The organism is Mycobacterium szulgai (assembly GCF_002116635.1).
GTDB classification, from domain to species: Bacteria; Actinomycetota; Actinomycetes; order Mycobacteriales; family Mycobacteriaceae; genus Mycobacterium; species Mycobacterium szulgai.
In genome coordinates this window covers 14,356-40,517 of record NZ_LQPW01000144.1, presented here as the reverse complement: position 1 = coordinate 40,517, position 26,162 = coordinate 14,356, and the positions used below count along the sequence as shown (strand labels likewise).

Annotated in this window: 24 protein-coding genes; 13 read left to right on the top strand and 11 right to left on the bottom strand. The window is 64.1% G+C overall.

Translation table 11 applies throughout. The features are described from left to right. Positions 1 to 16 precede the first annotated feature (16 nt). From AWC27_RS20780 to AWC27_RS20765, 4 genes are all read left to right on the top strand, one after another. Positions 17 to 1,414: a nitrate/nitrite transporter gene (locus AWC27_RS20780; protein WP_085672216.1), complete on the top strand. Its 1,398-nt coding sequence runs from the start codon at positions 17 to 19 to the stop codon at positions 1,412 to 1,414. Between the two features lie 78 nt (positions 1,415 to 1,492). After that, positions 1,493 to 2,635 carry a uroporphyrinogen-III synthase gene (locus AWC27_RS20775; RefSeq protein ID WP_085672215.1) on the top strand — a complete coding sequence of 381 codons (1,143 nt, stop codon included), beginning with the start codon at positions 1,493 to 1,495 and terminating at the stop codon, positions 2,633 to 2,635. Beyond that, on the top strand, positions 2,632 to 3,396 hold the full coding sequence (locus AWC27_RS20770) for a sirohydrochlorin chelatase (protein WP_085672214.1): 765 nt from the start codon (positions 2,632 to 2,634) through the stop codon (positions 3,394 to 3,396). The genes AWC27_RS20775 and AWC27_RS20770 overlap by 4 nt, the downstream gene beginning before the upstream one ends. Positions 3,397 to 3,427: 31 nt before the next feature. Beyond that, positions 3,428 to 3,877, top strand: a complete 450-nt coding sequence (locus tag AWC27_RS20765; protein WP_085672213.1) for a TetR/AcrR family transcriptional regulator — start codon at positions 3,428 to 3,430, stop codon at positions 3,875 to 3,877. 22 nt (positions 3,878 to 3,899) lie between these two features. On the opposite strand, the gene nirD is transcribed toward AWC27_RS20765, so the two are convergent. Both nirD and nirB read right to left on the bottom strand, forming a co-directional pair. Then, complete coding sequence (nirD, locus tag AWC27_RS20760) at positions 3,900 to 4,256, bottom strand: nitrite reductase small subunit NirD (RefSeq protein WP_083113857.1); 357 nt, start codon at positions 4,254 to 4,256, stop codon at positions 3,900 to 3,902. Positions 4,257 to 4,265: 9 nt separating this feature from the next. After that, positions 4,266 to 6,821 carry a nitrite reductase large subunit NirB gene (gene nirB, locus AWC27_RS20755; RefSeq protein ID WP_085672212.1) on the bottom strand — a complete coding sequence of 852 codons (2,556 nt, stop codon included), beginning with the start codon at positions 6,819 to 6,821 and terminating at the stop codon, positions 4,266 to 4,268. A 216-nt stretch (positions 6,822 to 7,037) separates the two neighbouring features. On the opposite strand from nirB, the gene AWC27_RS20750 reads away from it, so the two are divergent. Continuing rightward, positions 7,038 to 7,478, top strand: a complete 441-nt coding sequence (locus tag AWC27_RS20750) for an Hsp20/alpha crystallin family protein (protein WP_085672211.1) — start codon at positions 7,038 to 7,040, stop codon at positions 7,476 to 7,478. Between the two features lie 35 nt (positions 7,479 to 7,513). Here the strand turns inward: AWC27_RS20750 and AWC27_RS20745 are convergent, their stop codons facing one another. Further along, the gene (locus AWC27_RS20745) at positions 7,514 to 8,275 is read right to left on the bottom strand and encodes an isocitrate lyase/PEP mutase family protein (protein ID WP_085672210.1); all 762 of its coding nucleotides are present in this window, start codon (positions 8,273 to 8,275) and stop codon (positions 7,514 to 7,516) included. Positions 8,276 to 8,339: 64 nt separating this feature from the next. Here AWC27_RS20745 and AWC27_RS20740 point away from each other — a divergent pair, with 64 nt between their 5' ends. From AWC27_RS20740 to AWC27_RS20725, 4 genes are all read left to right on the top strand, one after another. Then, positions 8,340 to 8,636: a hypothetical protein gene (locus AWC27_RS20740; protein WP_083113854.1), complete on the top strand. Its 297-nt coding sequence runs from the start codon at positions 8,340 to 8,342 to the stop codon at positions 8,634 to 8,636. Positions 8,637 to 8,713: 77 nt separating this feature from the next. Next, positions 8,714 to 9,538 carry a hypothetical protein gene (locus AWC27_RS20735; RefSeq protein ID WP_085672209.1) on the top strand — a complete coding sequence of 275 codons (825 nt, stop codon included), beginning with the start codon at positions 8,714 to 8,716 and terminating at the stop codon, positions 9,536 to 9,538. 40 nt (positions 9,539 to 9,578) lie between these two features. Next, positions 9,579 to 11,495, top strand: coding sequence for a fumarate reductase/succinate dehydrogenase flavoprotein subunit (locus tag AWC27_RS20730; RefSeq protein WP_085672208.1), 1,917 nt, complete (start codon positions 9,579 to 9,581; stop codon positions 11,493 to 11,495). Continuing rightward, a complete protein-coding gene (locus AWC27_RS20725; RefSeq protein WP_083113851.1) occupies positions 11,495 to 12,241 on the top strand; it encodes a succinate dehydrogenase/fumarate reductase iron-sulfur subunit in 747 nt (248 codons plus the stop codon). The genes AWC27_RS20730 and AWC27_RS20725 overlap by 1 nt, the downstream gene beginning before the upstream one ends. A gap of 3 nt (positions 12,242 to 12,244) precedes the next feature. Here AWC27_RS20725 and AWC27_RS20720 read toward each other — a convergent pair whose 3' ends face one another. The 4 genes from AWC27_RS20720 to AWC27_RS20705 all read right to left on the bottom strand — a co-directional run bounded on the left by AWC27_RS20720 (position 12,245) and on the right by AWC27_RS20705 (position 16,376). Continuing rightward, entirely contained in the window at positions 12,245 to 13,495 is a 1,251-nt protein-coding gene (locus AWC27_RS20720; protein WP_085672207.1) for a hypothetical protein, read from the bottom strand. After that, on the bottom strand, positions 13,492 to 14,727 hold the full coding sequence (locus AWC27_RS20715; protein ID WP_085672206.1) for a radical SAM/SPASM domain-containing protein: 1,236 nt from the start codon (positions 14,725 to 14,727) through the stop codon (positions 13,492 to 13,494). The genes AWC27_RS20720 and AWC27_RS20715 overlap by 4 nt, the downstream gene beginning before the upstream one ends. A gap of 116 nt (positions 14,728 to 14,843) precedes the next feature. Continuing rightward, complete coding sequence (locus AWC27_RS20710) at positions 14,844 to 15,332, bottom strand: flavin reductase family protein (protein ID WP_085672205.1); 489 nt, start codon at positions 15,330 to 15,332, stop codon at positions 14,844 to 14,846. A gap of 6 nt (positions 15,333 to 15,338) precedes the next feature. Then, positions 15,339 to 16,376, bottom strand: coding sequence for an isopenicillin N synthase family dioxygenase (locus AWC27_RS20705; protein ID WP_139837127.1), 1,038 nt, complete (start codon positions 16,374 to 16,376; stop codon positions 15,339 to 15,341). Between the two features lie 193 nt (positions 16,377 to 16,569). On the opposite strand from AWC27_RS20705, the gene AWC27_RS20700 reads away from it, so the two are divergent. Further along, positions 16,570 to 18,405 carry an acyl-CoA dehydrogenase gene (locus tag AWC27_RS20700; protein WP_085672203.1) on the top strand — a complete coding sequence of 612 codons (1,836 nt, stop codon included), beginning with the start codon at positions 16,570 to 16,572 and terminating at the stop codon, positions 18,403 to 18,405. Positions 18,406 to 18,743: 338 nt separating this feature from the next. Here AWC27_RS20700 and AWC27_RS20695 read toward each other — a convergent pair whose 3' ends face one another. Further along, positions 18,744 to 20,066: an acetyl-CoA C-acetyltransferase gene (locus AWC27_RS20695; protein WP_085672202.1), complete on the bottom strand. Its 1,323-nt coding sequence runs from the start codon at positions 20,064 to 20,066 to the stop codon at positions 18,744 to 18,746. 122 nt (positions 20,067 to 20,188) lie between these two features. Here AWC27_RS20695 and AWC27_RS20690 point away from each other — a divergent pair, with 122 nt between their 5' ends. Together AWC27_RS20690 and AWC27_RS20685 are read left to right on the top strand one after the other, a co-directional pair. Then, positions 20,189 to 21,562, top strand: a complete 1,374-nt coding sequence (locus tag AWC27_RS20690) for a 3-oxoacyl-ACP reductase (protein ID WP_085672201.1) — start codon at positions 20,189 to 20,191, stop codon at positions 21,560 to 21,562. Positions 21,563 to 21,581: 19 nt separating this feature from the next. Continuing rightward, positions 21,582 to 22,427 (top strand): MaoC/PaaZ C-terminal domain-containing protein, encoded by an 846-nt coding sequence (locus AWC27_RS20685; RefSeq protein WP_085672200.1) that lies wholly within the window; start codon positions 21,582 to 21,584, stop codon positions 22,425 to 22,427. On the opposite strand, the gene AWC27_RS20680 is transcribed toward AWC27_RS20685, so the two are convergent. Further along, positions 22,381 to 23,631 (bottom strand): chloride channel protein, encoded by a 1,251-nt coding sequence (locus AWC27_RS20680; RefSeq protein WP_085672199.1) that lies wholly within the window; start codon positions 23,629 to 23,631, stop codon positions 22,381 to 22,383. The two genes, AWC27_RS20685 and AWC27_RS20680, sit on opposite strands and share 47 nt — an antisense overlap. Positions 23,632 to 23,689: 58 nt before the next feature. Further along, positions 23,690 to 24,253 (bottom strand): nuclear transport factor 2 family protein, encoded by a 564-nt coding sequence (locus AWC27_RS20675; protein ID WP_139837126.1) that lies wholly within the window; start codon positions 24,251 to 24,253, stop codon positions 23,690 to 23,692. A 64-nt stretch (positions 24,254 to 24,317) separates the two neighbouring features. Between AWC27_RS20675 and AWC27_RS20670 the strand changes: the two genes are divergently transcribed. Beyond that, positions 24,318 to 24,947, top strand: a complete 630-nt coding sequence (locus AWC27_RS20670) for a TetR/AcrR family transcriptional regulator (RefSeq protein ID WP_085672197.1) — start codon at positions 24,318 to 24,320, stop codon at positions 24,945 to 24,947. On the opposite strand, the gene AWC27_RS20665 is transcribed toward AWC27_RS20670, so the two are convergent. Continuing rightward, positions 24,940 to 26,124, bottom strand: a complete 1,185-nt coding sequence (locus tag AWC27_RS20665) for a cytochrome P450 (protein WP_139837125.1) — start codon at positions 26,122 to 26,124, stop codon at positions 24,940 to 24,942. The genes AWC27_RS20670 and AWC27_RS20665 overlap by 8 nt on opposite strands. Positions 26,125 to 26,162 lie beyond the last annotated feature (38 nt).

The window sequence follows — 26,162 nt, the reverse complement described above, 5'->3', positions numbered from 1 at the left end:
AAAGGCGAATACCCCTATGGGCCGCAACCATCGCATCGCGGAGTGGAATCCCGAAGACAGCGCGGCCTGGGAGGCTGGCAACGACAAAATCGCCCGGCGCAACCTGCTGTGCACGGTGGCCGGTGACCATGTGGCGTTCTCCATCTGGTCGCTGTGGTCGGTGATGACACTGTTCATGCCGGCATCCGTATACGGCTTCACCGCCGGCGACAAGCTACTGCTGGGTGCCGTCGCCACGTTCGTCGGCGGCTGCGTGCGGATCCCCTACACCTTGGGCATCGCCAAGTTCGGCGGCCGCAACTGGACGGCCTTCTCCGCGTTCGTATTGCTCATCCCCACCGTCGGCACCATCGTGCTGCTGGCCAACCCCGGACTGCCGCTGTGGCCTTACGTGGTGTGTGCCGCGCTTACCGGCCTGGGCGGCGGCAACTACGCGGCGTCGCTGGCCAACGTCAACGCGTTCTACCCGCAGCGGCTCAAGGGCTGGGCGCTGGCCCTTAACGCCGGAGGCGGCAACCTCGGGGTGGCCGTGATCCAACTCGTCGGCCTGCTGGTGCTTGCCACCGCCGGACATGAAGCGCCGTACTGGGTCTGCGCCGTCTACCTGGTGGCACTGGCGCTCGTCGGCATAGCCGCTGCGCTGTTCATGGACAACCTGGATCACGGCATCGAAGCCAACACCATGCGTTCGATTCTGTTCGTGCGGCACACCTGGGTGATTTCGCTGCTGTACATCTGCACCTTCGGTTCCTGGATCGGGTTCGCATTCGCCTTCGGTGAGGTGTTGCAGGTCCACTTCGAGCAAGGCGGCGAAAGCATCAAGCACGCGTCGCTGCATGCCGCCCAGATCGCCTTCGTGGGACCGCTATTGGGTTCGCTGGCCCGGATCTACGGTGGACGCCTGGCGGACCGTATCGGCGGTAGCCGCGTCACGCTTTGGGTCCTGGGCGGCATGACCGCGGCCGCGGGGCTACTGGTCGGCATCAGCACCCTGGACGACAATCACGTCAGCACCAGCACCATCACGCTGGCGGGTTCCGTCGTCGGCTTCATTGCGCTCTTCATTCTGGCCGGCATGGGCAACGGGTCTGTGTTCAAACTGATTCCGTCGGTCTTCGAAGCCCGCAGCCGCGCGCTGAATCTCAGCGACGCCGAACGCCGGCACTGGTCACGCGCCATGTCGGGATCGCTGATCGGCTTCTGCGCGGCGGTCGGTGCGCTCGGCGGAGTGGGAATCAATCTGGCGCTGCGTGAGTCGTATCTGCGCAGCGGCACGGAAACGTCGGCGTATTGGATGTTCTTGGCGTCCTATGTGATTGCCGCCCTGCTCACCTGGGTCATGTACGTGCGCAGGCCGTCTTCGGCAGCCGCGGTCCCGCAAACGAAAGCTGAATGCGCCACTGTGGGGGTGTAATTAACACCGCCGCACAGAGCAATGCGTCAGCAATTGCGCGGTAACGCAATGGAAATTTCTTAGGCATACAAACGTCATATGGCCCAGCCCGAATCTGCGCCACTGACCGGCTACCGGGTCGCGGTGACGTCAGCTCGCCGCGCCGAGGAGCTCTGTGCACTGCTGCGCCGTCAAGGCGCTGAGGTCTGCAGTGCGCCCGCGATCAGCATGATTGCGCTTCCGGATGACGATGAGCTGCAACGCAATACCGAAGCATTAATCGTTAACCCGCCTGACATATTGGTCGCTCACACCGGCATCGGTTTTCGGGGCTGGGTCGCCGCCGCCGAGGGGTGGGGACTGGCCAACCAACTCATCAAGTCGTTGTCGGCGGGCCGCATCGTCTCGCGCGGCCCCAAAGCCACCGGGGCGCTGCGTGCCGCCGGGCTACGCGAGGAGTGGTCGCCGGAATCCGAATCCTCCCAGGAGGTGCTGGAATACCTGCTCGATTCGGGGGTATCCGGCATGCATATCGCCATTCAGCTGCATGGCGCCGCCGACGCGTGGGATCCCTTTCCGGAATTCCTCACCCAATTGCGTTCGGCGGGGGCCGAAGTGACGCCCATCCGGGTGTACCGCTGGAAGCCGACACCGTTGGGGGGTGAGTTCGATCAGTTGGTCACCGGGATCGCCCGGCGGCAATTCGACGCAGTCAGTTTCACCTCGGCACCCGCGGCTGCGGCGGTACTGGAACGCGGCCGCGAATTGGACATCGAGGACCAACTGGTGGAAGCGCTGCGCACCGCGGTACACGCCATGTGCGTCGGTCCGGTGACCTCGCGCCCATTGATCCGGCGCGGCATCCCGACGTCCTCTCCGGAACGAATGCGGTTGGGCGCCTTGGCCCGGCACATCGCCGAGGAACTGCCCGTGCTGGGCTCCACCAGCGTCAAGGCCGCCGGTCATGTGATCGACATTCGCGGAACCTGCGTACTGGTAGACGGTTGCGTCAAGACGGTGTCGGGTTCGGGAATGGCAATTCTGCGCGCGCTGGCGCAGCGCCCCGGCGACGTGGTAGCGCGCAATGACCTGCTGGGTATCTTGCCCGGCAACGGCGACGACACCCACGCGGTCGACACCGCAGTGCTGAGACTACGAACGGCCCTGGGCGACAAGAACATTGTCGCAACCGTGGTCAAGCGCGGCTACCGGCTCGCGGTCGATTCCGGGCGTGACCTATGAGTCTGATTCTGACGGCACACGGCACCCGCAGATCGTCCGGCATCGCGATGATCGGGAATCTCGCCGAGCAGGTGAGCCGGCTGGTCGGCCAGAGCGTGCAGGTCGCTTTCGTCGACGTGCTTGGACCCACGCCCGGCGAATTGCTTTCGGGTCTCAATTCGGCGCAACCGGCAATTGTGGTGCCGGCGTTCCTGTCTCGCGGCTACCACGTCCGCGCGGACCTACCGGGGCACGTGGTGGCCAGCAGGCATCCGAGTGTCACTGTCACTGCAGCCTTGGGACCGGGCCCGGAAATCGCGCGGATAGTCGCTCAGCAATTGGTGAAATCGGGCTGGCGGTCCGGTGATTCGGTGATTCTTGGCGCCGCGGGTACCTCCGATCGGCGGGCGCAGGCCGACCTGTGCCACACCGCGACCCTGCTATCCGCGCTGATCGGGTCCCGAGTCGACCTCGGATTCGCGGCCACCGGGGAGCCGGATATCTATCAGGCGGTGGCCGCCGCCCGGCGCCGCGGTGCGCGTCGCGTCGTGGTTGCGTCTTATCTGCTTGCCGACGGGTTGTTTCAAGAGCGGCTGGCCGGCTGCGGCGCTGATCTGGTCACCGAACCGCTGGGCGCCGACCCGGGGCTGGCGCGGCTGGTTGCCAACCGATTCCGCCGGGCCGTACCGCGCCGGACGGGCGGCCGAAGCGTACTACATCTGTCGAATTGCATGGAGCACAAAGCTTTGCTGACTAGGCACGCCGGTACCAGCGGCGCTTGATCTTTGCTGGCATCCGGGTGATCCTGGCATCATGGCCCGTCAGCAAGAGCCCTCGCGTGGACTGCTCGATGACGTGGCGAAAATGCTGCGTTTGCCATTCAGCACACCGGAGTTCATCGACCGCATCTTTACCGGGAGCGTTAACCAGGTTGGCCGCCGAACGCTGTACGTGCTGATCACCACCTGGGATGCGGCCGGGGGCGGCCCCTTTGCGGCCAGTGCCGTTGCTTCCACAGGATTGGCCAAGACCGCAGAAATCGTGCAGTCGATGTTCATCGGGCCGGTCTTCAACCCGCTGCTGAAGATGCTTGGGGCGGACAAGGTCGCCGTCCGGGCATCGTTGTGCGCGTCTCAGCTGGTCGGCTTGGGCATCATGCGTTACGGCGTGCGCTCAGAACCGTTGCATTCGATGTCGGTAGACGCGCTCGTCGACGCCATTGGCCCGACGATGCAGCGCTACCTAGTCGGAAAAATCGACTAACCCGCAATCAAGCCAGTCGGGCTCAGGCGGCCATCCGGGCAACCTGGATATAGCCCTCCGGTGTGACCCGCGCCGGGTAGACCGGCACCGAGACCCGCGGATCGTCAAGGCAGGAGCCGTCGTCCAGTGCGAAAGCCTGCTTCAGGATCGGGGATTGGACTGTCGCGCGCCCAGCGCGGTCGCCGACGATCCCGCGGGACAGCACGGCCGCACCGGAGAACGGGTCGACGTTTCCGACCGCACGCACCGTGCCGTCGTCCAGCCGGAACAGTGCCGCCTGGCTGCCGTCGTCGAGTAGCACGCCCACGCCGCGCCCGGGAATGAGGTGGTTGTAGTCGCAGGCGGTGGTCCACACCTGAATGTCGTTGAGAAGCGTCATGATTCCTCCCTAGTTCGATCTAACGCGGGGAATACCAATGGGCACAGGTACTTTGCGCCCGGCACGTTCGGTGAATGTCACTGTCGAATCGACCGCCTCTGGGGCGTTGACGAATGAGACGAACCGCGACAGCTTGTCCGGATCCTCCAGCACGCCCTTCCATTCGCACTGGTAGTTGGCCACGTGGCGCTCCATCGCAGCCTCGAATTCCTCGGCCAGGCCCAGCGAGTCGTCGCACACGACCTCGCGGACGTGGTCGAGCCCAAGCGATTCCACCCACGGCGCTGTGCGCTGCAGCCGGTCCGCGGTGCGGATGTAGTACATGAGGAACCGGTCGACGTAGCGAGTCAGCGTCTCGGTGTCGAGGTCGCTGGCCAGCAGCTGGGCATGCTTGGGGGTCATGCCGCCGTTGCCGCCGACGTAGAGGTTCCAGCCCTTTTCGGTGGCGATGACGCCGACGTCCTTGCCCCGCGCCTCGGCGCACTCCCGCGCGCAGCCCGAGACGCCCAGCTTGATCTTGTGCGGCGCCCGCAGTCCGCGGTAGCGCAGTTCAAGGTCGATGGCCAGCTGCACCGAATCCTGTTGGCCGTAGCGGCACCAGTCGCTGCCCACGCAGCTCTTGACGGTGCGCAACGCCTTGCCATAGGCGTGGCCGGATTCCATGCCACCCTCGACCAGCCGCTTCCAGATCAGCGGCAGCTGGTCCACCCGGGCACCGAACATGTCGATGCGCTGGCCGCCGGTGATCTTGGTGTAAAGGCCGAAGTCCTGCGCGATCTGGCCGATCAAAATCAGGTGCTCGGGCTTGATGTCGCCACCGGGCACCCGCGGCACGATCGAGTAGCTGCCGTTCTTCTGGATATTCGCCAGGAAGTGGTCGTTGGAGTCCTGCAGTGCGGCCTGCTCGCCCTCCAGAATGTGGTCGGAGCCGGTGGAAGCCAGGATGGAGGCGACCACGGGTTTGCAGATGTCGCAACCACTTCCGCGACCGAAGCGCTCCAGCAGCCCGGAGAACGTCCGGATCTCGGTAGCCGAGATGATCTCGAACAATTCCGCCCGCGACTGGCTGAAGTGCTCGCACAGCGCCTTGGACTGTTCCACGCCTTCGGCTTCCAGCAGCTGCTTGAGCAGCGGCACGCACGATCCGCACGAGGTGCCGGCTGAGGTGCAGGACTTCAGGGACGGAACATCGGCGCACCCGTCGGCGATCGCACACTTCAGATCGCCCTTGGTGACGTTGTTGCAGGAGCAGATCTGTGCCGAGTCCGGTAGTGCCCCAATGCCCAATGCGCCGGCGCCGTCGCCGGACCCGGCCGGCGCGATCAAAGCCAGCGGATCCCCGGGCAACTCACTGCCGACCATGGGCCGCAGCACCCCGTAGGAGGAGGCGTCGCCAACCAGCACGCCGCCGAGCAAGGTCTTGGCGTCATCGGAGAGAACCAGTTTGGCGTAGGTGCGATTCACCGCGTCGTTGACGGCGACCTCGAGGCAGTTCTCGGTTATGCCCATCGCATCGCCGAAGCTGGCGACGTCTACGCCGAGCAGCTTGAGCTTGGTCGACAGGTCGGCTTCCGGGAATTCCGCGGCGCCGTCCAGCAACCGGTCGGCCACCACCTCGGCGCTGGTGTAGCCGGGGCCGACCAGGCCGTAGCACACCCCCTCGATAGCGGCTACCTCACCGACCGCATAAATGTCGGGATCGCTTGTCCGGCAGGATAAGTCGGTGAGTACGCCGCCGCGTTCGGCGATCGCCAGGCCGGCCGCCCGCGCCAGTTCGTCGCGGGGACGGATGCCGGCGGCGAAGATCACCACTCCGGCGTCGATGACGTCACCATCGCTCAGGCTCAGCCGCATGGACTCCGAACCCGCAATGGGTTCAATCGATTTGGTACCGACACCGGTGTGGATGGCGATTCCGAGATCGGTGATCATCCGCGCCAGCAAGGCGCCACCGGCCTCGTCGATCTGTTGTGCCATCAGGCGCGGCATCATCTCGATGACGTGCGTCTGCAATCCGAACTGACGCAGTGCATTGGCGGCCTCGAGGCCCAGCAGACCACCGCCGATGACCACACCGGCACCGTTGTCGCCGGCCGCCGCCGTGCGCTGGGCGCCGGCCTTGATGGCGTCGAGGTCGTCCAGGGTGCGGTAGACGTGGCAGGCAGGCAGGTCGTGACCGGGCACCGGCGGGACGAAGGCGTAGGAACCGGTGGCCAGGACCAGTGCGTCGTAGCTGTGACGTACGCCATCGTCGGTTACCACCGTCTTTGTCGCGCGGTTGATTTCGGTGACCCGCGTGTTCAGCAGCAGCCGAACCAGCCCGTCACCGGCGTAATCGTTACCGGGCAGCGCCAGCAGTCCGCGATCCCAGCTTTCGGTGTAGGACGTCAGTCCCACACGGTCGTAGGCGGCGTCGGCCTCCTCGGCCAGCACGGTGATCTGCCAGGAGCCGCTGGTGTCACGGGCGCGCAGCGCCTCCACGAACCGGTGGCCCACCATGCCGTGCCCGACCACGATGACGTGACGGGAGTCACCACGCGCGCGCGTAGTTCCGGCTGAAGACATGGATTGAAGGTTAAGGGCGGCAAATTACCGGAAAATCGCCTTATGTGACGGGCGGATGACGACCTCCTCACCTCCTGTGAATCCTCTGTGTGACTGCGTTCGCCGCGGGCGAACACCCAGGTGGAACTTTAGTGTGGTCGACTCATGTTTGATCTAGTAGCCAGCCGGCTCAGCGCCGGACACAGCTAACTCACAACCAAACGTAAGGAGTTATCCATGAGTAATCTCGCCTTGTGGTCGCGTCCGGCCTGGGACACCGATCGGTGGATCCGCGACTTCTTCGGCCCGGCCGCCAGAGCGGACTGGAACAAGCCCGTGACCAGTGGCTTCAATCCTGCCGCGGAGGTCATCAAAGATGGTGACGACGCGGTGGTCCGCTTGGAATTGCCGGGCGTCGACGTCGAGAAAGACGTCAATGTCGAGGTGGATCGGGGCCGTTTGGTTATCCACGGCGAACACCGCGACGAGCACGCGGAAGACGAAGACGGGCGCACTCTGCGGGAAATCCGCTACGGCTCGTTCCGGCGGTCCTTCCAGTTGCCCGCGCACGTCACCAGTGAGGCCGTCTCGGCTTCCTACGACGCCGGCGTGCTGACCGTCCGAGTATCGGGTGTCTACGCCGGAACACAGGCGCAGCGCATCGCGATCACGAAGTAGCCACCGATCCGGCGGGGCCGCACGGCTCCGCCGGATCAGCTCCAGCGGGCCAACAGTTCCTTGGTACGGGCCGATAGGGCGTACTGCAGAAACGGCCCGAAGCTGATCCGGCCGACACCCAGCGGGGCGAGGGATGCCGGGTCGTCCTGGTCGGGCAGCGCGATCGCGTTGACGGGCTGGGGCAACTCGGTTGCCAAGCGCCGCAACATCTCTGGTTCGTGACGACCCACGGGGTAAAGTACGTCGGCGCCGGCCGACGCCGCCTCGGTCAGCCGCGCGACCGCGCGCTCGAGACGATCGGATTCGTTACCGTCCTGGCGCAGAAAGAGATCCGTGCGCGCGTTGATCACGACATGCACCCCGGCCACGTCCGCCGCCGATCGCAATGCGGCGACCAACTCGGCGTGTTCGCCGGCAGACCGCAGCCGCTTACCCTCCGAGTGCACGGTGTCTTCGATGTTCAGCCCGACGGCGCCCACGCTCAGCAATCCCTCGATCAGACGCGCCGGCGGCAGCCCGTAGCCGGATTCGATGTCGACCGATACCGGAATATCGACCGCCGCGGTGATTTGCGCGACCCGGGCCAGCACGTCGTCGAAGGACATACCTTCGCCGTCGGCCTTGCCGATCGAATCGGCCAGCGGGTGGCTGCCCACCGTAAGGGCGGCGAACCCGGCTCCGGCAGCCAGTCGCGCCGACCACGCGTCCCACACCGTCGGCAGTACCACCGGGTTGCCCGGCCGATGAAGTTCCAGCAGCGTGTGGGCACGTTCGGCCGATGACGTGTGACCCGACATGGACTGTGGATAGTATCGGTTGGCGTACTGTGATCCATAACACCCGTGAGCCCAGGGAGCATCCGTGTCCGCCACTGCTGAAATCAACGAACTGCACGACCTCATCGGCGGCCTGCGGCGGTGCGTGACCTCGCTGAAGACCCGCTACGGCGACAACCCGGCGATGCGCCGCCTCGTCATAGACGCCGACCGCATCCTCAGCGACATTCAATTACTCGACACCGACGTTGCCGAATTGGACTTGGATCGCGCCACTGTGCAGCATTCCGCGGAGATGATCGCCATCCCTGACACCGAATACGACCGCGATTTCTGGCGCGATGTCGATGACGAGGGTGTCGGGGGTCACAGCAGGTACTGACCAAAGAAGCCCCCCTAATTAGGGGGCTCTCACTCTGTGTACCCTTCGACAGACAGCCCGTTCGAAGGAACAGTAGATTGAGCGCACCCACGGCGAACCGTCCTGCGTCCGGCGTTTTCTCGCCCACCAGGGCACAAATACCGCAACGGACCCTCCGCACCGATGCCTGGTGGTGGCCACCGCTGGTAACCAATCTCGGGTTATTGGCGTTCATCATCTATGCGACGACCCGGGCATTCTGGGGCAGCGGCTACTGGGTGGAGAAATATCACTACCTGACGCCCTTCTACTCGCCATGCGTAAGTGCGTCATGCGCCCCTGGCGCCAGCCACCTGGGTGTCTGGTTCGGACATTTCCCTTGGTGGATTCCGTTGGGCGCGATGGTATTACCGTTCCTGCTCGGTTTCCGGATTACCTGCTATTACTACCGCAAGGCCTACTACCGATCGGTGTGGCAGTCACCGACAGGTTGCGCGGTGCCTGAACCGCGTGCGCATTACACCGGCGAAACCCGGTTCCCCCTGATCATTCAGAACAGCCACCGCTACTTCTTCTACTTCGCGACGATCGTGTCGCTGATCAATACTTACGACGCGATTATGGCGTTCCATTCACCGACCGGTTTCGGGTTCGGTTTGGGCAACGTGATTTTGGTCGTGAATGTGCTCTTGCTGTGGGCATACACCGTCTCCTGCCATTCCTGCCGGCACGTCACCGGTGGCCGGCTGAAGCATTTCTCCAAACACCCGGTGCGGTACTGGATCTGGACGCAGGTCAGCAAGCTGAACACCCGGCACATGATGTTCGCCTGGATCACGTTGGGAACCCTGTCACTGACCGACTTCTACGTCATGCTGGTATCCAGCGGCACCATCGCCGATTTCAGATTCATTGGCCACTAAGCCATTTGAAGAATTGTCAGAATTGAGCTAGCGAGGTTTCATGGTTGAGGTCGAACGGCACTCCTACGACGTGGTCGTGATCGGTGCCGGCGGCGCGGGGCTACGTGCGGTCATCGAGGCGCGCGAACGCGGCCTGAAGGTCGCGGTGGTGTGCAAGTCCCTGTTCGGTAAGGCCCACACGGTGATGGCCGAGGGTGGCTGCGCGGCCGCAATGGGCAACACCAACCCGAAGGACAACTGGAAGACCCACTTCGGCGACACCATGCGCGGTGGGAAATTCCTCAACAACTGGCGGATGGCCGAACTGCATGCCAAGGAGGCGCCCGACCGGGTCTGGGAGCTCGAGACCTACGGCGCCCTGTTCGACCGCACCAAAGACGGCAAGATCAGTCAGCGAAACTTCGGCGGGCACACCTACCCGCGGTTGGCCCACGTCGGCGACCGCACCGGTCTCGAGCTGATCCGCACCATGCAGCAGAAGATCGTGTCGCTGCAACAAGAGGATTTCGCCGAGGTCGGTGACTATGAGGCCCGGATCAAGGTGTTCGCCGAGTGCACGATCACCGAGCTGACCAAGGACCAGGACAAGATCTCCGGCGCCTTCGGTTACTGGCGGGAAAGTGGCCGGTTCATCTTGTTCGAGGCGCCGGCAGTCGTGCTCGCCACCGGCGGGATCGGTAAGTCGTTCAAGGTGACGTCCAACTCCTGGGAGTACACCGGCGACGGGCACGCCCTGGCGCTGCGCGCGGGCGCATCGCTGATCAACATGGAGTTCGTCCAGTTCCACCCGACCGGAATGGTGTGGCCGCCCAGCGTTAAAGGGATTCTGGTCACCGAGGGTGTTCGCGGCGACGGCGGAGTATTGAAAAACTCCGACAACAAGCGATTCATGTTCGATTACATTCCGCCGGTGTTCAAAGGCCAGTACGCCGAATCCGAGCAAGAAGCCGATCAGTGGCTCAAGGACAACGACTCGGCTCGGCGCACGCCCGACCTGCTGCCCCGCGACGAGGTCGCCCGCGCGATCAATTCCGAGGTCAAAGCCAACCGCGGCACCCCGCATGGCGGGGTTTACCTCGACATCGCGTCCCGGCTGACACCTGAGGAGATTCAGCGGCGGCTGCCCTCGATGTACCACCAGTTCAAGGAGCTGGCCGGGGTCGATATCACCAAGGAGCCAATGGAAGTCGGGCCCACCTGTCACTACGTGATGGGCGGTGTCGAGGTCGATGCCGACACCGGCGCGGCCACCGTCCCCGGGCTGTTCGCCGCGGGCGAGTGCTCCGGCGGCATGCACGGTTCCAACCGGCTGGGCGGCAATTCGCTGTCGGATCTGCTTGTATTCGGGCGCCGGGCCGGTCTGGGTGCCGCCGACTACGTGCGGGCGCTGAGCAGCCGTCCATCGGTGTCGCAGGAGGCTGTCGACGCGGCGGCGCAGATGGCGCTCAAGCCCTTCGAAGGCCCGAAAGACGGTTCGGCACCGGAGAATCCGTACGCACTGCAGCTCGACTTGCAGCACGTGATGAACGACCTGGTCGGCATCATCCGCAAAGAGGACGAGATCGCCAAGGCGCTGACGCTGTTGGGCGAGCTGTGGAAGCGCTACCAGAACGTGCAAGTCGAAGGTCACCGTCAGTACAACCCAGGGTGGAACCTGGCCATCGACCTGCGCAACATGCTGTTGGTCAGCGAATGCGTGGCACGGGCTGCGTTGCAGCGCACCGAAAGCCGCGGCGGCCACACCCGTGACGATCACCCCAGCATGGACGCCAACTGGCGCAACAGCCTGTTGGTCTGCCGCATCAACAGCACCGGGGTCGATGGTGCGCACATCAGGATCGATCGGCAGCCGCAGCTACCCATGCGGCCGGACCTGCTGGAACTCTTCGACATTTCCGAGCTGGAGAAGTACTACACCGACGAAGAGTTGGCCGACCATCCGGGACGGAGAACGTAATGGGCTACAACGCTAGCTTGCAAGTGTGGCGCGGCGACGAAAGTGGTGGCGACCTACGCGATTTCACCGTCGAGGTCAACGAGGGTGAAGTGGTGCTCGACGTCATCCACCGGCTGCAGCAGACCCAGGTGCCCGATCTCGCGGTGCGCTGGAACTGCAAGGCGGGCAAATGCGGATCCTGCTCGGCGGAGATCAACGGCAAGCCCCGGCTGATGTGCATGACCCGGATGTCGACCTTCGCCGAGGACGAGGTAGTCACCGTCACGCCGCTGCGCACCTTCCCGGTCATGCGCGACCTGGTCACCGACGTCTCGTTCAACTACGAAAAGGCCCGCGAAATACCGTCTTTCGCGCCGCCGAAGGATTTGCAGCCCGGCGAGTACCGGATGGCACAGGTCGATGTGCAGCGCTCGCAGGAGTTCCGCAAGTGCATCGAATGCTTCCTGTGCCAAAACGTCTGCCACGTCGTGCGTGACCACGAGGAGAACAAGCAGGCATTCGCCGGGCCGCGCTTCCTGATGCGCATCGCCGAGCTCGAGATGCATCCCCTGGACACCCGGGACCGGCGCAACGATGCTCAGGAAGAGCACGGCCTGGGCTACTGCAACATCACCAAGTGCTGCACCGAGGTGTGCCCGGAGAACATCAAGATCACCGACAACGCGTTGATCCCGATGAAAGAACGGGTCGCCGACCGTAAGTACGACCCCGTGGTATGGCTGGGTAACAAGCTGTTCCGCCGCTAGCGCTCAGTCGGCGGGAGCGAGCCGTTTGGCGAAGTAGGCGGCGGTCAGATTCAGCACAAGGACTGCCACCACCGGCCATAGCGCTTCGTGGTACTGGGCCAGCAGGCCCAGTACCGAACTCAAACCGATCAACCCTGCGCTGATCACCAACTGCCCGAACGCGATGAGGGAAATGCGCAGTGCCGGGTCGGCGTCGTGGGCGATCCAGAGTTGACCCGCGGTGAAAACGCTCTGGTTGGCGATCGAGGCAAGCGCAATCACCAGGCTGATGGCGATGATGTTGGGCCACCATCCGGCCAACTGGAATCCGATGGCGACCACCGCGGCGGCGATGCTGACGAACGCGCTGCCGACGAACAACCCAATCAGCCCGAACCTTTCGCGGGTCCGGTTCCACAAGGCGATTCCCGCCAGCAGCCCGACACATACGAACAGGACGACGGCGACGACGTTGTCGTGCTCGTCGCCCGGCGCCGCCGCGACCCTGATGCTGTAAAACGAGGATCCCAATACGACCGACCCGAAGAGCAACTGGACAAGCAGGTAGCGGCGATACCAGCTGGCGGTCCGGACCGTCTGCCACCCCACGTGCAGAAGTTTGTGCAGCCGGGGAGCCAAGTGGGCGCCCGGCACGATCTTGGGCGGCAGCGCCAGGCAAACCAGCCCTGAGATCGCCATTGCCACGGCAGCCATCCAGAGCAGGCGGATATTGTTCGTCAATTCGTTTTCGTGGTGTACGAATGACAACGCAATCGTCGCCAAGGCCGTCAATGTGGCCCCCACGCCGGCCTCGGTGAGCAGAATGTGGGCCCTGGCCGTTCGTGACGGCATGGCCGCCACCAAGTCGGCGAATGCAACGAAGGAGAACGCCGATACCGCCCCGATCAATATCACATTGACCACAAATAGGATACCGGCGATATTCCCATTTCCGATGGTCGCCCACAAAGCGTTGAGAGCTGCCAGGACAGCCAGGAAGAACACGATGATCACCAGCCGATAGCGCCGCGGGGCAGCGGCTAGAGCAGCAGGAGCGAACACATTCCCTATCGCGCCGCCGGCCGTGAAGGCGGGAAAGATGAGAGCCGCCATCCACAATTCGGCATGCAGTTCCGCTACGACAAATGGCAGCACGATAGGGACATTGCCAAGCTGCAGCGCGGTCCGGTAGAAGCCACTCTGAGTGATTATCAGCCAGACCACGCGTCTGCTCGTGCCGTCGATCTGACCGGCCGGATGCGATGTTCCCATTATGCTCTAGAGCATGCTACTTCCTCGAGTGGCCGGGCCGGGAAACTGCGGCGGAACTTCGGGGAATCCTTGCGCAGGGCGGGCGATTCGAGCAATTCGGCCATGCTGTCGGTGGATATGTCTCCGATGATGATCGTCGCAAGAACACCGGAATCAAACGTGTAAACCTCGCCATTCGCGGAGATGAAGAAGTGTGTCCGCGCTCGCCGGTCGACGTCTTGGCCCCAGATTCCGAGTTGCGGGTACAGCTGTTGTAGTTGCCGGGCGCGTTCCCGGAAACGGCTGGTGCCCACTTGCATCCGCGCCCGCAGCGCGGGAGTCGCCCGGATATCCCACCACTGAAACAGCGACCAGGCCACAACCGCGTCGTACTCGCCCAGCAGCTGCGCCACAGCATCCAAGTCGTTGATGTTCAAGTTCGTCACGGTGGTATTGATTTTGACCGGAATCCCGTAGGCGTTGCATAACTCGAGGGTGTGTCTGACACGCTGGAACAAGTCGGCCTTGCCTTTGCGGAAACCGGCGATCACGTCTTGTTCCGAGCCGTCTACCGGAAGACCCAAATAGGATATTTTCCCGCCGAGCGCTTCACCCGTTTCCGCGGTGAAGCTGTATCCCACGGTGTCGATGGCAACATCGAGCCCACAGTTATGGGCATGCTCGACAAACGGGAGAATATCTTCCCATTCGAGCGGGTCACCGCCCGATATCACTAATTCCTCAACCCCGGCCGCGACGAGCTTTTCGACCACGCGCTTGGTCTGGTGCAACGGAAGTGTCTGGGAATTGAAAATGTTGTAACACCCCACGCACACCAGGGGGCACCGATTGTAGATTCCCCAATTCACCTGGCTCAGTCGGCCGGCGGCGGCTGATTCGGATTCAAGAAGCATTGACCGCACGCTGCGCTGGACGTCTCGGGCGCTTTTACGCAGATCAGCAGAAAGATCGCTATCCGGCTTTAGAGCACTGGCCAGGAGTTCGTTGGCACGGCATAACGACTGCCGAGTAGGCATGCATTGCGCAAGGACGGTAGCGAGCTGGAAACGAATGGTGTCCGATGGTGCCATCCGGAGCTGGTCTTCAAGCTCGAGCTCCAGCTCCTTGAAACCTGCGATGGTGAAGTTCTCGAAAAGCAGCCGGCGCTCAAAGGCGCTGTCGCGATTGACGGACGGCTTCACCCAATCGACCGGCTGTAACAATGCTGACGGGACATCGCGTCGATCGATGTCCATCTCGCCTGCCCTCCGTTCGAAAGTGAAAGGAGGGTACTAAGCGGCAAAGGTCGGGCGCTACCCGTACGCGCACATTATTTTGCGATTCGAACAGGGCGAAGTGCCCTGTTTCGGGTTTAGACGCCGAGTCGGCGGAAAACGCTGCGGTGGAAAACGATGGGCGCCACTTCGGCATCCACGGTGACCTCGCTGACCCGTAGCACGACGATGGTGTGGTCCCCGGCCGGGATCAGCTGTTCGATCGCACTCTCCAGCCACAGCCCCGTGCCTTTGATGAACACGGCCCCGGAGTCGCGGGACACCGTCTCCAGCCCGGCGAACCGGTCGCCGGTCTTGGCGGCCAGCGTGCGCGCCGCCTCGTCATGAGCCTCGCCGAGCACACTGATGCCCAGCATCGGTACGCCCTTGAGCTTTGGCCAGGTGGTCGAGATGTTCTGCACACAGAACGACACCAGCGGCGGATCCAGCGAGACGGGAACAAAGGTGCTGGCCGCCAGGCCCTCGCGAACTCCGTCGACCTCAGCCGCGATGGCCACCACCCCGGACGGGAAATGTCCGAAGGCGTCACGCAGCGACGACGGTGTCAGCTTGCTGTTGGAGTTCATCGGACTTCATTCGCCCCTTGAGCCGAGAACGGGATTCTCGCGCTCGACCCTACCCGCTGAGTATCCGTGTGCGGCAGCCACATCCGGGTGCGCTCGCAATCGACTCTTCCACGCGTTGCGTCCATAGACGGAGACGATGGGATCCAACGGGTCCCGGCGCGGCACGGTGTGTGCTGCCAGTTCGGCGGGCAGCGACAACACCGGTATCTGTGCGTCCAGTCGTGGGTTGAAAAAATAGGGCACCGACAGCCGGTCGGTGACCCCTCGCTGCAGGTTCACCCGGTGCTCGGTTGCGCGCAGGTAGCCGCCGGTGGCGACTTCGAGCAACTCGCCGATGTTGACGACGAACGCGCCGTCCAGGGCGGGCACGTCCACCCAGTGACCGCCTCGCCGGACCTGCAGGCCGCGGCTGCCGGGCTCGGTCAGCAACAGCGTGAGCACGCCGGAATCCTTGTGCGCTCCCACGCCCTGTGCGCCGGCCGCGGAAATGGCTTGCGCCGGATACCGGACGATTTTGATCAACGTGGCAGGTTCGCCGGCGAAAGCCGCGTCGAACACGTCGGACGGACTGCCGAGGGCGGCCGCCCAGTGGCCGAGCAGGGTGCGAGCCACCCCGGACAGCACGGCGTCCCATTCGGCGATGATTCCGGGCAACTCGGGCAGGGCTGCCGGCCACTGGTTGGGCCCTTGCAGCCAGAAGTAATCCGGCTTGTCCGCACCGCCGATCGGCACGCGCTCGGGTCCGATGTCGATCTGTTCACGCCAGTCCACCTCGCCACCGGTCAGCTCGCCGCCCAGCCGGGTGTATCCGCGAAAATGCGGGCTGCAAGCCATCGCGATCGCGTCCTTGTCCGCCTGGGGCAGGGCAAAGAGGCGTCGCGCCACGTCAAGCACGCTGGCGGCGAGAGTGGCGGGCACGTCGTGACCGGTCAGATAGAAAAAGCCCACCTCGTGCGCAGCTACCCGAAGGCTATTGCGCAGCTGGCCGAAATCGGCGTGAAGATCCACTATCGGAAGGGCCGTGATGTTCCCCACAATCGTCATTGTGCACATCATCGCCCCAGGTCGCAGGGCCCCCGAGGGCCGGAATCAGGGCTGACCCAACCGGTTGGTTGAAATGTGGCCAACACCAACTTGCGTTGGAGTATCCAGCCGAGATATTTTAACAGTGTTACTGGTGGGTAACTTAGCCCGAGTACCCAACCATCAGGTGGCATTCTCAACGAGGAGGACCGTAGTGAGCCACTACAAGAGCAACGTCCGCGACCAGGTGTTCAACCTGTTTGAGGTGTTGGGCGTTGACAAAGCTCTGGGTGAAGGCGAGTTCAGCGATCTGGACGTCGACACCGCCCAAGAAATGCTGGCCGAGGTCAGCCGGCTGGCCGAGGGGCCGGTCGCCGAGTCGTTCGTCGAGGGTGACCGTAACCCGCCCACCTTCGACCCCAAGACGTTCTCGGTCACGCTGCCGGAGTCGTTCAAGAAGTCCGTCAACGCAGTGACCGACGCCGGCTGGAACAAGGCCGGCATCGACGAGGCCCTCGGCGGCATGCCGATGCCCAAGTCACTGGTCTGGGCGCTGCATGAACACATCCTGGGTGCCAACCCGGCGGTGTGGATGTACGCCGGCGGCGCCGGCTTCGCCAACATCCTCTATCACCTCGGAACCGAGGAGCAGAAGAAGTGGGCCATCCTGGCCTCCGAGCGCGGCTGGGGTTCGACCATGGTGCTGACCGAGCCGGACGCCGGCTCGGATGTGGGCGCAGGCCGGACCAAGGCCGTTCAGCAGGAGGATGGCTCCTGGCACATCGACGGGGTCAAGCGGTTCATCACCTCGGGTGACTCCGGCGACCTCTTCGAGAACATCTTCCACCTGGTGCTGGCCCGTCCGGAGGGCGCCGGCCCTGGCACCAAGGGTCTGTCGCTGTTCTTCGTACCCAAGTTCCTGTTCGACTTCGAGACCGGCGAACTGGGCGAGCGCAACGGCGTCTTCGTCACCAACGTCGAGCACAAGATGGGCCTGAAGGTTTCCACCACGTGTGAGCTGTCGCTGGGCCAGCACGACGTGCCCGCCAAGGGGTGGCTGGTCGGCGAGGTACACAACGGCATCGCACAGATGTTCGAGGTCATCGAGCAGGCCCGGATGATGGTCGGCACCAAGGCCATCGCCACGCTGTCGACCGGCTACCTGAATGCGCTGGAATACGCGAAGTCCCGCGTGCAGGGCGCCGACCTGACCCAGATGACCGACAAGACCGCACCGCGGGTGACGATCACCCACCATCCCGATGTGCGCCGGTCGCTGATGACCCAGAAGGCCTACGCCGAGGGTCTGCGCGCGCTCTACCTCTACACCGCGACGTTCCAGGACGCGTCGGTCGCCGAGGCGGTGCACGGTGTCAGCCCCGAGCTGGCGGTCAAGGTCAACGACCTGATGCTGCCGGTAGTCAAGGGCGTCGGCTCCGAGCAGGCCTACGCCAAGCTCACCGAGAGCTTGCAGACGCTGGGCGGTTCCGGCTTCCTGCAGGACTACCCGATCGAGCAGTACATCCGCGACGCCAAGATCGACTCTCTCTACGAGGGCACCACCGCCATCCAGGCGCAGGACTTCTTCTTCCGCAAGATCGTCCGCGACAAGGGTGTGGCGTTGGCCCACGTGTCGGGTCAAATCCAGGAGTTCGTCGACAGCGAGACCGGTAACGGCCGGCTCAAGACCGAGCGGGCGCTGCTGGCCAAGGCACTCACCGACGTACAGGCCATGGCCGCCACGCTGACCGGCTACCTGATGGCCGCTCAGGAAGACGTGACCAGCCTGTACAAGGTGGGGCTGGGTTCGGTGCGCTTCCTGATGAGCGTCGGCGACCTGGTCATCGGCTGGTTGCTGCAGCGTCAGGCCGCCGTTGCCGTGGCCGCACTGGACGCCGGTGCCACCGGTGCCGACCGGTCCTTCTACGAGGGCAAGATCGCGGTGGCGTCGTTCTTCGCGAAGAACTTCCTGCCGCTGTTGACCAGCACCCGCGAGGTGATCGACACGCTGGACAACGACATCATGGAACTCGACGAGGCCGCGTTCTAAGAGCAAGCAGAAAACGCAAAACGGTCCCCGCTCGCAAGAACGGGGACCGTTTTGCGTTTGCGCCGCTCGCCGCTCCGCTCACTGCGACGCGGATGCCTGGGTTATATGTCGACAACTTCGGAGAATCAAAAAGACCGCCGCTGGATCCCCTCACTCCAGCGGCGGCCCTTTGCGTTCGCCCGTCTCCGCTGACCGGCGGTCGATCTAGGGATTGCCCCGCGTTGCCGTCGGGGTCGGGGGGTCAGACCACAACACGGGGCTATCCGAGCATCCGAGTACCCATCTACTCGCGGCACAAACCACCCGAAACGAAAAATGATTCGCGCGTCCCAGAAAACTCAGCCTTCAAGAATCGCGGCAACACCCTGGCCGCCTGCGGCGCAGATCGAAATCAGCCCCCGAACCGGGCCGGACCCCTTCTTTTCCGCCTTCTTCTCGGCGATCTGTTTGGCCAGTTGCGCCAGGATCCGCCCGCCGGTGGCCGCGAAGGGGTGCCCGGCCGCCAAGGACGAACCGTTGACATTTAGCTTGGACCGGTCGATCGACCCGAGTGCGGCGTCCAGTCCCAGGCGCTCCTTGCAGTATTCCTCGGACTCCCAGGCCTGCAGGTGACACAGCACTACCGAGGCGAAGGCTTCGTGGACTTCGTAGAAGTCGAAGTCCTGCAGGCTCAGCCCGTTGCGCGCCAACAGGCGGGGGACTGCGAAGGTGGGTGCCATGAGCAGCCCGTCGTTCCCGTTGACGTAGTCGACCGCGGCGGTTTCGGCATCCACGAAGTAGGCCAGCGGGGCCAGCGAGTGCTCCTGGGCCCACTGCTCGCTGGCCAGTAGCGCCACCGAGGCGCCGTCAGTCAGCGGGGTGGAATTACCCGCGGTCATCGTCGCGTCACCGGCCTTCACCCCGAAAACGGGGCGCAGCCCGGCCAGCTTCTCCACACTGGCGTCCGGACGCAGGTTGTCGTCGCGGTAGAGCCCCAGGAACGGCGTGATCAGGTCGTCGAAGAAGCCGCGGTCGTAGGCGTCGGCCATGTTGCGGTGGCTGGCGACGGCCAGTTCGTCCTGCTCGACGCGCTTGATGCCCATCTGCTTGGCAGTGATTGCGGCATGCTCGCCCATCGACAGGCCGGTGCGCGGTTCGCTGTTGGCCGGCAGGTCCAGCCCGAGGTTGGCCGGCAGTGCGCCCAATAGCTTCGCCCGTTGCACGTTGGACTTGGACCGGCGCACCTTCAGCAAGGTGCGGCGCAGGTCCTCGCCCAGCGCAATCGGCGCGTCCGAGGTGGTGTCCACACCGCCTGCGGCGGCCACCTCGTAGCGGCCGGCGGCAATGCCGTCGGCCGCCGCGATCGCCGCTTGCAGGCCGGTGCCGCAGGCCTGCTGGATGTCGAAGGCCGGCGTATACGACGAGAGCGCGGAACCAAGCACACATTCACGCATCAGGTTGAAGTCGCGGCTGTGCTTGAGCACCGCGCCGCCGATCACCGCACCCAATCGCTCGCCACCCAAACCGAATCGGTCGACCAGCCCGGCCAGCGCGGCGGTGAACATGTCCTGGTTGGATGCCTCGGCATACGCGCGGTCGGATCGACCGAATGGGATACGGTTGCCGCCAAGAACGGCAACTCGTCGTCTGGACGGGCTCGGCTCAGAACTTGCAGGGGCCACGATTTTTCTCCGTGTCTCGGCGCTCTTTGGGGGTTAGTTTTGGGGGTATCCGCCTCTGCAGGCAATACTACCCACTGTTCTTACTCGGAAGTAAGTTCGTCCCCGACACGGAAGGCAACCCAGTGGCCAAACGCTCACCAGATCTGATATCGCAGGTGGTCAACTCCGCTCCGGGGTCGTTCGTGGCCAAGCAACTCGGATTGCCCCAGCCCGAGGAACTTCGGCGCTACCGCGCGGGCGATCCGCCGCTGGACGGGTCCCTGCTGATCGGTGGGCCTCAGGACCAGCCGGGCCGCGTCGTCGAGCCGCTGCGCTCGGCGTTGGACGGTGACTACGAGCTGGTGTCCAACAACCTGGGCGGGCGCTGGGCCGACAAGTTCGCCGGCCTGGTGTTCGATGCCACCGGCATAACCAAACCGGCTGGGCTCAAGGCGCTGTACGAGTACTTCACGCCGTTGCTGCGCAACCTCAAACCCTGCGCGCGCCTGGTAGTCGTGGGCACCACGCCCGAAGCTGCCGCCAGCACCGACGAACGCATCGCACAGCGCGCCCTGGAGGGCTTCACCCGGTCACTGGGCAAGGAACTGCGCAATGGGTCCACCGTCGCGCTTGTCTATCTGGCGCCGGACGCCAAACCGGCCGCCACCGGTCTGGAATCGACCATGCGGTTCATCCTGTCGGCCAAGTCGGCCTACGTCGACGGCCAGGTTTTCTACGTCGGAGCACAAGACTCCACGCCACCGGCCGACTGGGACAAGCCGCTGGACGGCAGGGTCGCCATCGTGACCGGCGCCGCCCGCGGCATCGGCGCAACCATTGCCGAGGTACTTGCCCGCGACGGGGCCCGCGTCGTCGCGATCGATGTGGAGTCGGCCGAAGAAGCCCTGGCCGAGACCGCCAATAACGTTGGCGGCACCCCACTGTGGCTGGATGTGACAGCCGAAGATGCCGTGGAGAAGATCACCGAGCACCTGCGCGACCACCACGGCGGGCGGGCCGACATCCTGGTCAACAACGCCGGTATCACTCGCGACAAGCTGCTGGTGAACATGGACGAGGCGCGCTGGGACGCCGTCCTGGCCGTGAATTTGCTTGCACCGCTTCGTCTTACCGAGGGCCTGGTGGCCAATGGCACGCTGGGCGAGGGCGGCCGGGTGATCGGCCTGTCCTCGATCGCCGGCATCGCGGGCAATCGCGGGCAGACGAACTACGGCACCACCAAGGCCGGGATGATCGGTATCACCCAGGCACTGGCACCCGAGCTGGCGAAGAAGGGCATCACGATCAACGCCGTCGCACCGGGATTCATCGAGACCCAGATGACCGCTGCCATTCCGTTGGCCACCCGCGAGGTGGCCCGCCGGATGAACTCGCTGCACCAGGGCGGCCAGCCGGTCGACGTCGCCGAGACCATTGCCTACTTCGCCAGCCCGGCTTCAAACGCGGTGACCGGCAACGTCATTCGCGTCTGCGGTCAGCAGATGCTGGGCGCTTAGCCTTTCCAGGGGGAAGACAGTGAACCAGCCAAGCGGTCTGAAGAACCTGCTGCGCGCGGCGGCCGGGGCCCTGGCGGTGATACCGCGCGGGGACAAGCTGCCCGATCGCACGGTGACAGTCGAGGAACTGCCCATCGACCACACCAATGTGGCGGCCTATGCGGCGGTCACGGGTCTGCGCTACGGCAACACCGTACCGCTGACCTATCCGTTCGCATTGACGTTCCCCTCGGTGATGTCGCTGGTCACTGCCTTCGACTTTCCTTTTGCCGCAATGGGTTCGGTGCACATGGAGAACCACATCACGCAGTACCAGCCGATAGCGGTCACCGACACCGTCGGGGTGCGGGTGCACGCGGAGAATCTGCGCGAACACCGCAAGGGCCTGCTGGTCGACATAGTTACCGACGTGAACGTGGGCAACGACACCGCTTGGCACCAGGTGACCACGTTTCTGCACCAGCAGCGCACCAGCTTGTCCGACGAGCCCAAACCTGCGCCGCAAAAGGAGCCTAAGCCGCCGCCGGCCTCCACCGTGCTGCGGATCACGCCCAGCCAGATCCGCCGCTACGCCGCCGTCAGCGGCGACCACAATCCCATCCACACCAATCCGGTGGCCGCCAAGTTGTTCGGGTTCCCGACTGTGATTGCGCACGGAATGTTCAGCGCCGCAGCAGTATTGGCCAACATCGAAGGCCGCTTTCCCGATGCGGTGCGGTATTCGGTGCGGTTCGCCAAGCCGGTGGTGCTGCCTGCTACCGCCGGGCTCTACGTCGAAGAGAAGGAGGGCGGCTGGGATCTGGTGCTGCGCAACGTTTCTAAGGGGTACCCGCACCTGACCGGTACCGTTCGACCGCTGCCTTGAGCCGGTCCGCCGCAACGGCGGTGACCAGGAAAAGCAGCAGCAGCCAGATCGGGGGGCGAGCCAGCTCCCAGACGAAGATCGCCGCCCAGACCGGCGAGCCCTGGGTGACGGCGAGCACGCCGGCCGCACCGGCCAGCGAGACCGCCGGCACGTGCAGGTGCGTCCCGGCGGCCGAGTTGATGGCCAGCACCACTAGCGATCCGGCCGCGGCGCCGGTGGCCAGCGACGGGGTCAGCATTCCGCCGGCTCCCCCGGCGCGCAGGAACAGCGCGGTCAGCAGTGGTTTGAGCACCAGGATCACCGCCGCCGCCGACAGCGTCATGCCGGAGGCGAGGCTGACGGTGAGAATGCTTTTGCCGTTGCCGGGAAGTTCGGGCCACCAGTGCGAGCAGATTCCGGTCAGCAAGCCCGCGGCCGCCAGCGCGGGGATCAGAACCCAGGACCGCAGCAGGCGGGCCGGGCGGGCCGCCGCCATGATCCGGTTGAAGGCCAACCCCACCGCCATGGCCAGTGGCGCCAGCAGCAGCCCGTGGGCCGTCAGCAGATACGTCGATTCCACGCTGGGCCACTCGAGTTCGGGCCGATCGTGGGTGACGGCAGAGCCGATCGCGACGGCCAGACTGGAGGTGATCAACGCCGCCCCCACCGCCCGTGGCTGCCAGGTGTGCAGCACGATCCGCAGCGCGAAAAGCGCACCTGCCACCGGAACGGCATAGACCGCACCCAGGCCGGCCCCCGCGGCGCACGCGAGCAGGATCTCCCGGTCGGCGGGCGATAGCCGCTTCAACCATCCGGTAGCCAAATCGCTTAGGGCCGCCGCGAATTGGCGTGGTGCCCCTTCCCGGCCCAAGGATGCGCCGGAGCCGACCAGCACCACTTGCAGCATGGCGTCGATGCTCCAGGTCAGCCGCGGTACCCGCGCATGACCCAGGATGGTCTTGTCCAGCGGCGGCACGTCGGCGCGGCGGCGCAGGATCCACCAGCCCAGCGCAGCCACGGCGCCGCCGATCATCGGGCCCACGGCGCGTCGGACCGGACTGCTTCCGGCGACACCGCCAAGCAGTGAGCCGAAGGTGTAGTGGTAGGTGAGGTGCTCGACGAAGCGCAGCACCACCGTCGTCGACAACCCGGCGACCCCGGCCAGCAGGCCGACTATGACCACTGCGCAAAAGAAGTCGACGTTCCGTTGCGGTGATCGCAGCACGACTGCCGACGATAGGACGTTGGACCTCGTTTTGTATAGGAGCGGGGTACCGGGCCGGCTACCAGCGCTGTGGTGCGGGCGTGTCGATCGTCAGGCAGCGCTGGTAGGACAAGTCCCGGCGGTCACGGGTCCCTACGGGATAGCCCTGTTCCTTGAAGAACGACGATTGCAACACGGATGCATTGGCCATAAACATCACTTCGACGGTCGAGCGCCGAACCGCAATGCGCCACTTGTCGTTTCGGCGCACCAACCGATCGATATATCGGCCACTGATGAATTGCGCGGTGCGGCCGTCGCTCCCCAGCAGGACCACGATCACATAGCTTTCCGCGTGAGCGGTCTCACCGACGATGTCGCACGTGTGAGTGGTGATGTTGTGCGTGTGCACGCGAGAAGTTGCCCCGTGCGCGGCGTTGGCCCAGTCTGCGTAATCGCGGCCGCGATTGATCACAGAGCCGTGCTCGTCGAGGCCGTCATCGTGGTAGGCGGCGGCAATGAGATCGGCGTCATGCCGGTCACAGCCCCGGGCGTGCCGAGCGATGCAGTCCAATATCTCCGTGCGGTCCTTCAGGTAGCGCACATCCTTTACCAAAGTTTCCAGGTCGGTATCAACAGCCACTGTACGACCGTATAACACCAAGAGAGTGCAAGGATAGCGGTCGGGTCGAACTAGCGAGGTGATCATGGCTCAGACGCCGCGGCGCGCGGGCGCCAAGACATCCAACACTCGAGACGTTCTCCTCGATTGCGTCGAGGCGCTCATGCTCGAGAAGGGTTATGCGGCCGTCACGTTTCGGAATGTGGCAGCTAAGGCCGGCGTCGCTCCCAGTCTGGTGCAGTACTACTTCCAGACGCTGGACGGCATATTCATCGCCGCGATCCGACGCTATTCCGAGCGCAACTTGACCCATCTTGCAGACGCACTGCGCGAACGTGCCGACCAGCCGTTTAGGGTGCTGTGGGAATACAGCTGGGAGGAGGCGACCGGTGCGCTGATGACCGAGTTCACGGCGCTGGGCAATCACCGTAAATCCATTCGAAAAGAGATCGCGGAGGTCACCGAACAGGTACGCAAGATTCAACTTGACGCTGTCACAGCGAAATTCGGGAACCGCAAACTCGAGGACGAGCGAGTCACACCGGTTGGGTTGCTGCTGTTGGTCACCGGCATCCCGAAATTCCTCAACTTGGAGAAGGGAGTCGGAGTGTCCACGGGTCACCGCGATCTGATTAACGCCTTCGAAAGCTATCTCGAATCCGTTGAGCCGGTGGCAAAGAATGCCAGACGCGCCAGCAAGCGCCGCGTCAGGTAATGACCGCGGGCATGGTGTCCCACCCGCGCACAGTGGAGGTACGGGACCGCTTGGCACCTCCGATATCGATGTCCCATTTCGGGAATCGGTTCAATATTTCGTCTAACGCGATGCGGCCCTCCAACCGGGCGAGCGGTGCGCCCAGACAAAAATGCACGCCACGCCCAAAGGTTAGGTGCCCATTTGATCTGCGCCGGATATCGAACCGCTCGGGATCCGCAAAGTGACGGTCGTCGCGGTTGGCCGAAGCCAACATCAATAACATCGCGCTACCCGCCGGCACCGTCTGACCCTGAACCTCCGTGTCTGCCAGCACATAACGTGCGACATGCGGGCCGGGAGGCTCATAGCGCAACAGCTCCTCAATTGCACCGGGAATAAGCGACCGATCCTCAACGATCTCTTGGCGCTGATCGGGATGCTCTGCCAGCACCTTGCCCATCCAGCCGAAAAGCCGGCCGGTCGTCTCGACGCCGGCGCCTGCTACAACGGTCAGAAAAATCAGCACCTCCTCAGTCGTCAACCGCCGCGTGATTCCTGACTCGTCTTCGAACTCGATATTCAACAGTTCGGTAACCAGGTCGCTCGACGGGTGTCGTTGGCGCCAGGCAACATAATCCGCGAATAGTTCACCGTCAAAGTAGTGATCTTTTTGCACCGGCATGGGCTCGCCGGGATTGTTGCGGAGCGCTTTATGTACTTCAGCGCGCACCACCGGCTGGTTAGCGTCGGGCAATCCTACGAGCATGCCGATCGTGCGCATTGGCAGCTCGGCTCCCAAATCGCGGACGAAATCGAAACTCTCGGCGCCGACAAGCGGATCCAGGCAGGCCGCGCAGAATGCCCGCACCTTGTGTTCCAACACCTTCATCTTCTTCGGCGTGAATGCCCGCGATACCAGCGCCCGGTGAATCGTGTGCAACGGCGGATCCTCATTGATGAATACCCCGGGCGGCATGACTGGATCGGCCTTGACGACCTCGAGGATGTCACCTTTGGCCGAGCTGAACCGGCCGATATCGCGTATGGCGGCATCCACGTCGGCATAGCGGCTCAGCGCCCAGAAATCATGACGTGCGTTGTAGTACAAAGGCATCTCGTCGCGCAGCAATCGGTACGTCGGGTATGGATCGAGGTCTATCTCGGCATCCCAGGGGTCGTAGTAAAGACCTGTCACTTGCTCTCCCTAGTCGAAGCTTGTACGGTCGTACAGTA

Excerpts from the sequence above, each read along its gene's own strand:
- AWC27_RS20770 (WP_085672214.1), top strand. The coding sequence starts at position 2,632 with ATGAGTCTGATTCTGACGGCACACGGCACCCGCAGATCGTCCGGCATC.
- AWC27_RS20750 (WP_085672211.1), top strand. The coding sequence starts at position 7,038 with ATGAGTAATCTCGCCTTGTGGTCGCGTCCGGCCTGGGACACCGATCGG.
- AWC27_RS20730 (WP_085672208.1), top strand. The coding sequence starts at position 9,579 with ATGGTTGAGGTCGAACGGCACTCCTACGACGTGGTCGTGATCGGTGCC.
- AWC27_RS20725 (WP_083113851.1), top strand. The coding sequence starts at position 11,495 with ATGGGCTACAACGCTAGCTTGCAAGTGTGGCGCGGCGACGAAAGTGGT.
- nirB (WP_085672212.1), bottom strand. The coding sequence starts at position 6,821 with ATGTCTTCAGCCGGAACTACGCGCGCGCGTGGTGACTCCCGTCACGTC.
- nirD (WP_083113857.1), bottom strand. The coding sequence starts at position 4,256 with ATGACGCTTCTCAACGACATTCAGGTGTGGACCACCGCCTGCGACTAC.
- AWC27_RS20710 (WP_085672205.1), bottom strand. The coding sequence starts at position 15,332 with ATGAACTCCAACAGCAAGCTGACACCGTCGTCGCTGCGTGACGCCTTC.
- AWC27_RS20670 (WP_085672197.1), top strand. The coding sequence starts at position 24,318 with ATGGCTCAGACGCCGCGGCGCGCGGGCGCCAAGACATCCAACACTCGA.
- AWC27_RS20775 (WP_085672215.1), top strand. The coding sequence starts at position 1,493 with ATGGCCCAGCCCGAATCTGCGCCACTGACCGGCTACCGGGTCGCGGTG.
- AWC27_RS20780 (WP_085672216.1), top strand. The coding sequence starts at position 17 with ATGGGCCGCAACCATCGCATCGCGGAGTGGAATCCCGAAGACAGCGCG.
- AWC27_RS20715 (WP_085672206.1), bottom strand. The coding sequence starts at position 14,727 with ATGGACATCGATCGACGCGATGTCCCGTCAGCATTGTTACAGCCGGTC.
- AWC27_RS20745 (WP_085672210.1), bottom strand. The coding sequence starts at position 8,275 with ATGTCGGGTCACACGTCATCGGCCGAACGTGCCCACACGCTGCTGGAA.
- AWC27_RS20705 (WP_139837127.1), bottom strand. The coding sequence starts at position 16,376 with ATGACGATTGTGGGGAACATCACGGCCCTTCCGATAGTGGATCTTCAC.
- AWC27_RS20765 (WP_085672213.1), top strand. The coding sequence starts at position 3,428 with ATGGCCCGTCAGCAAGAGCCCTCGCGTGGACTGCTCGATGACGTGGCG.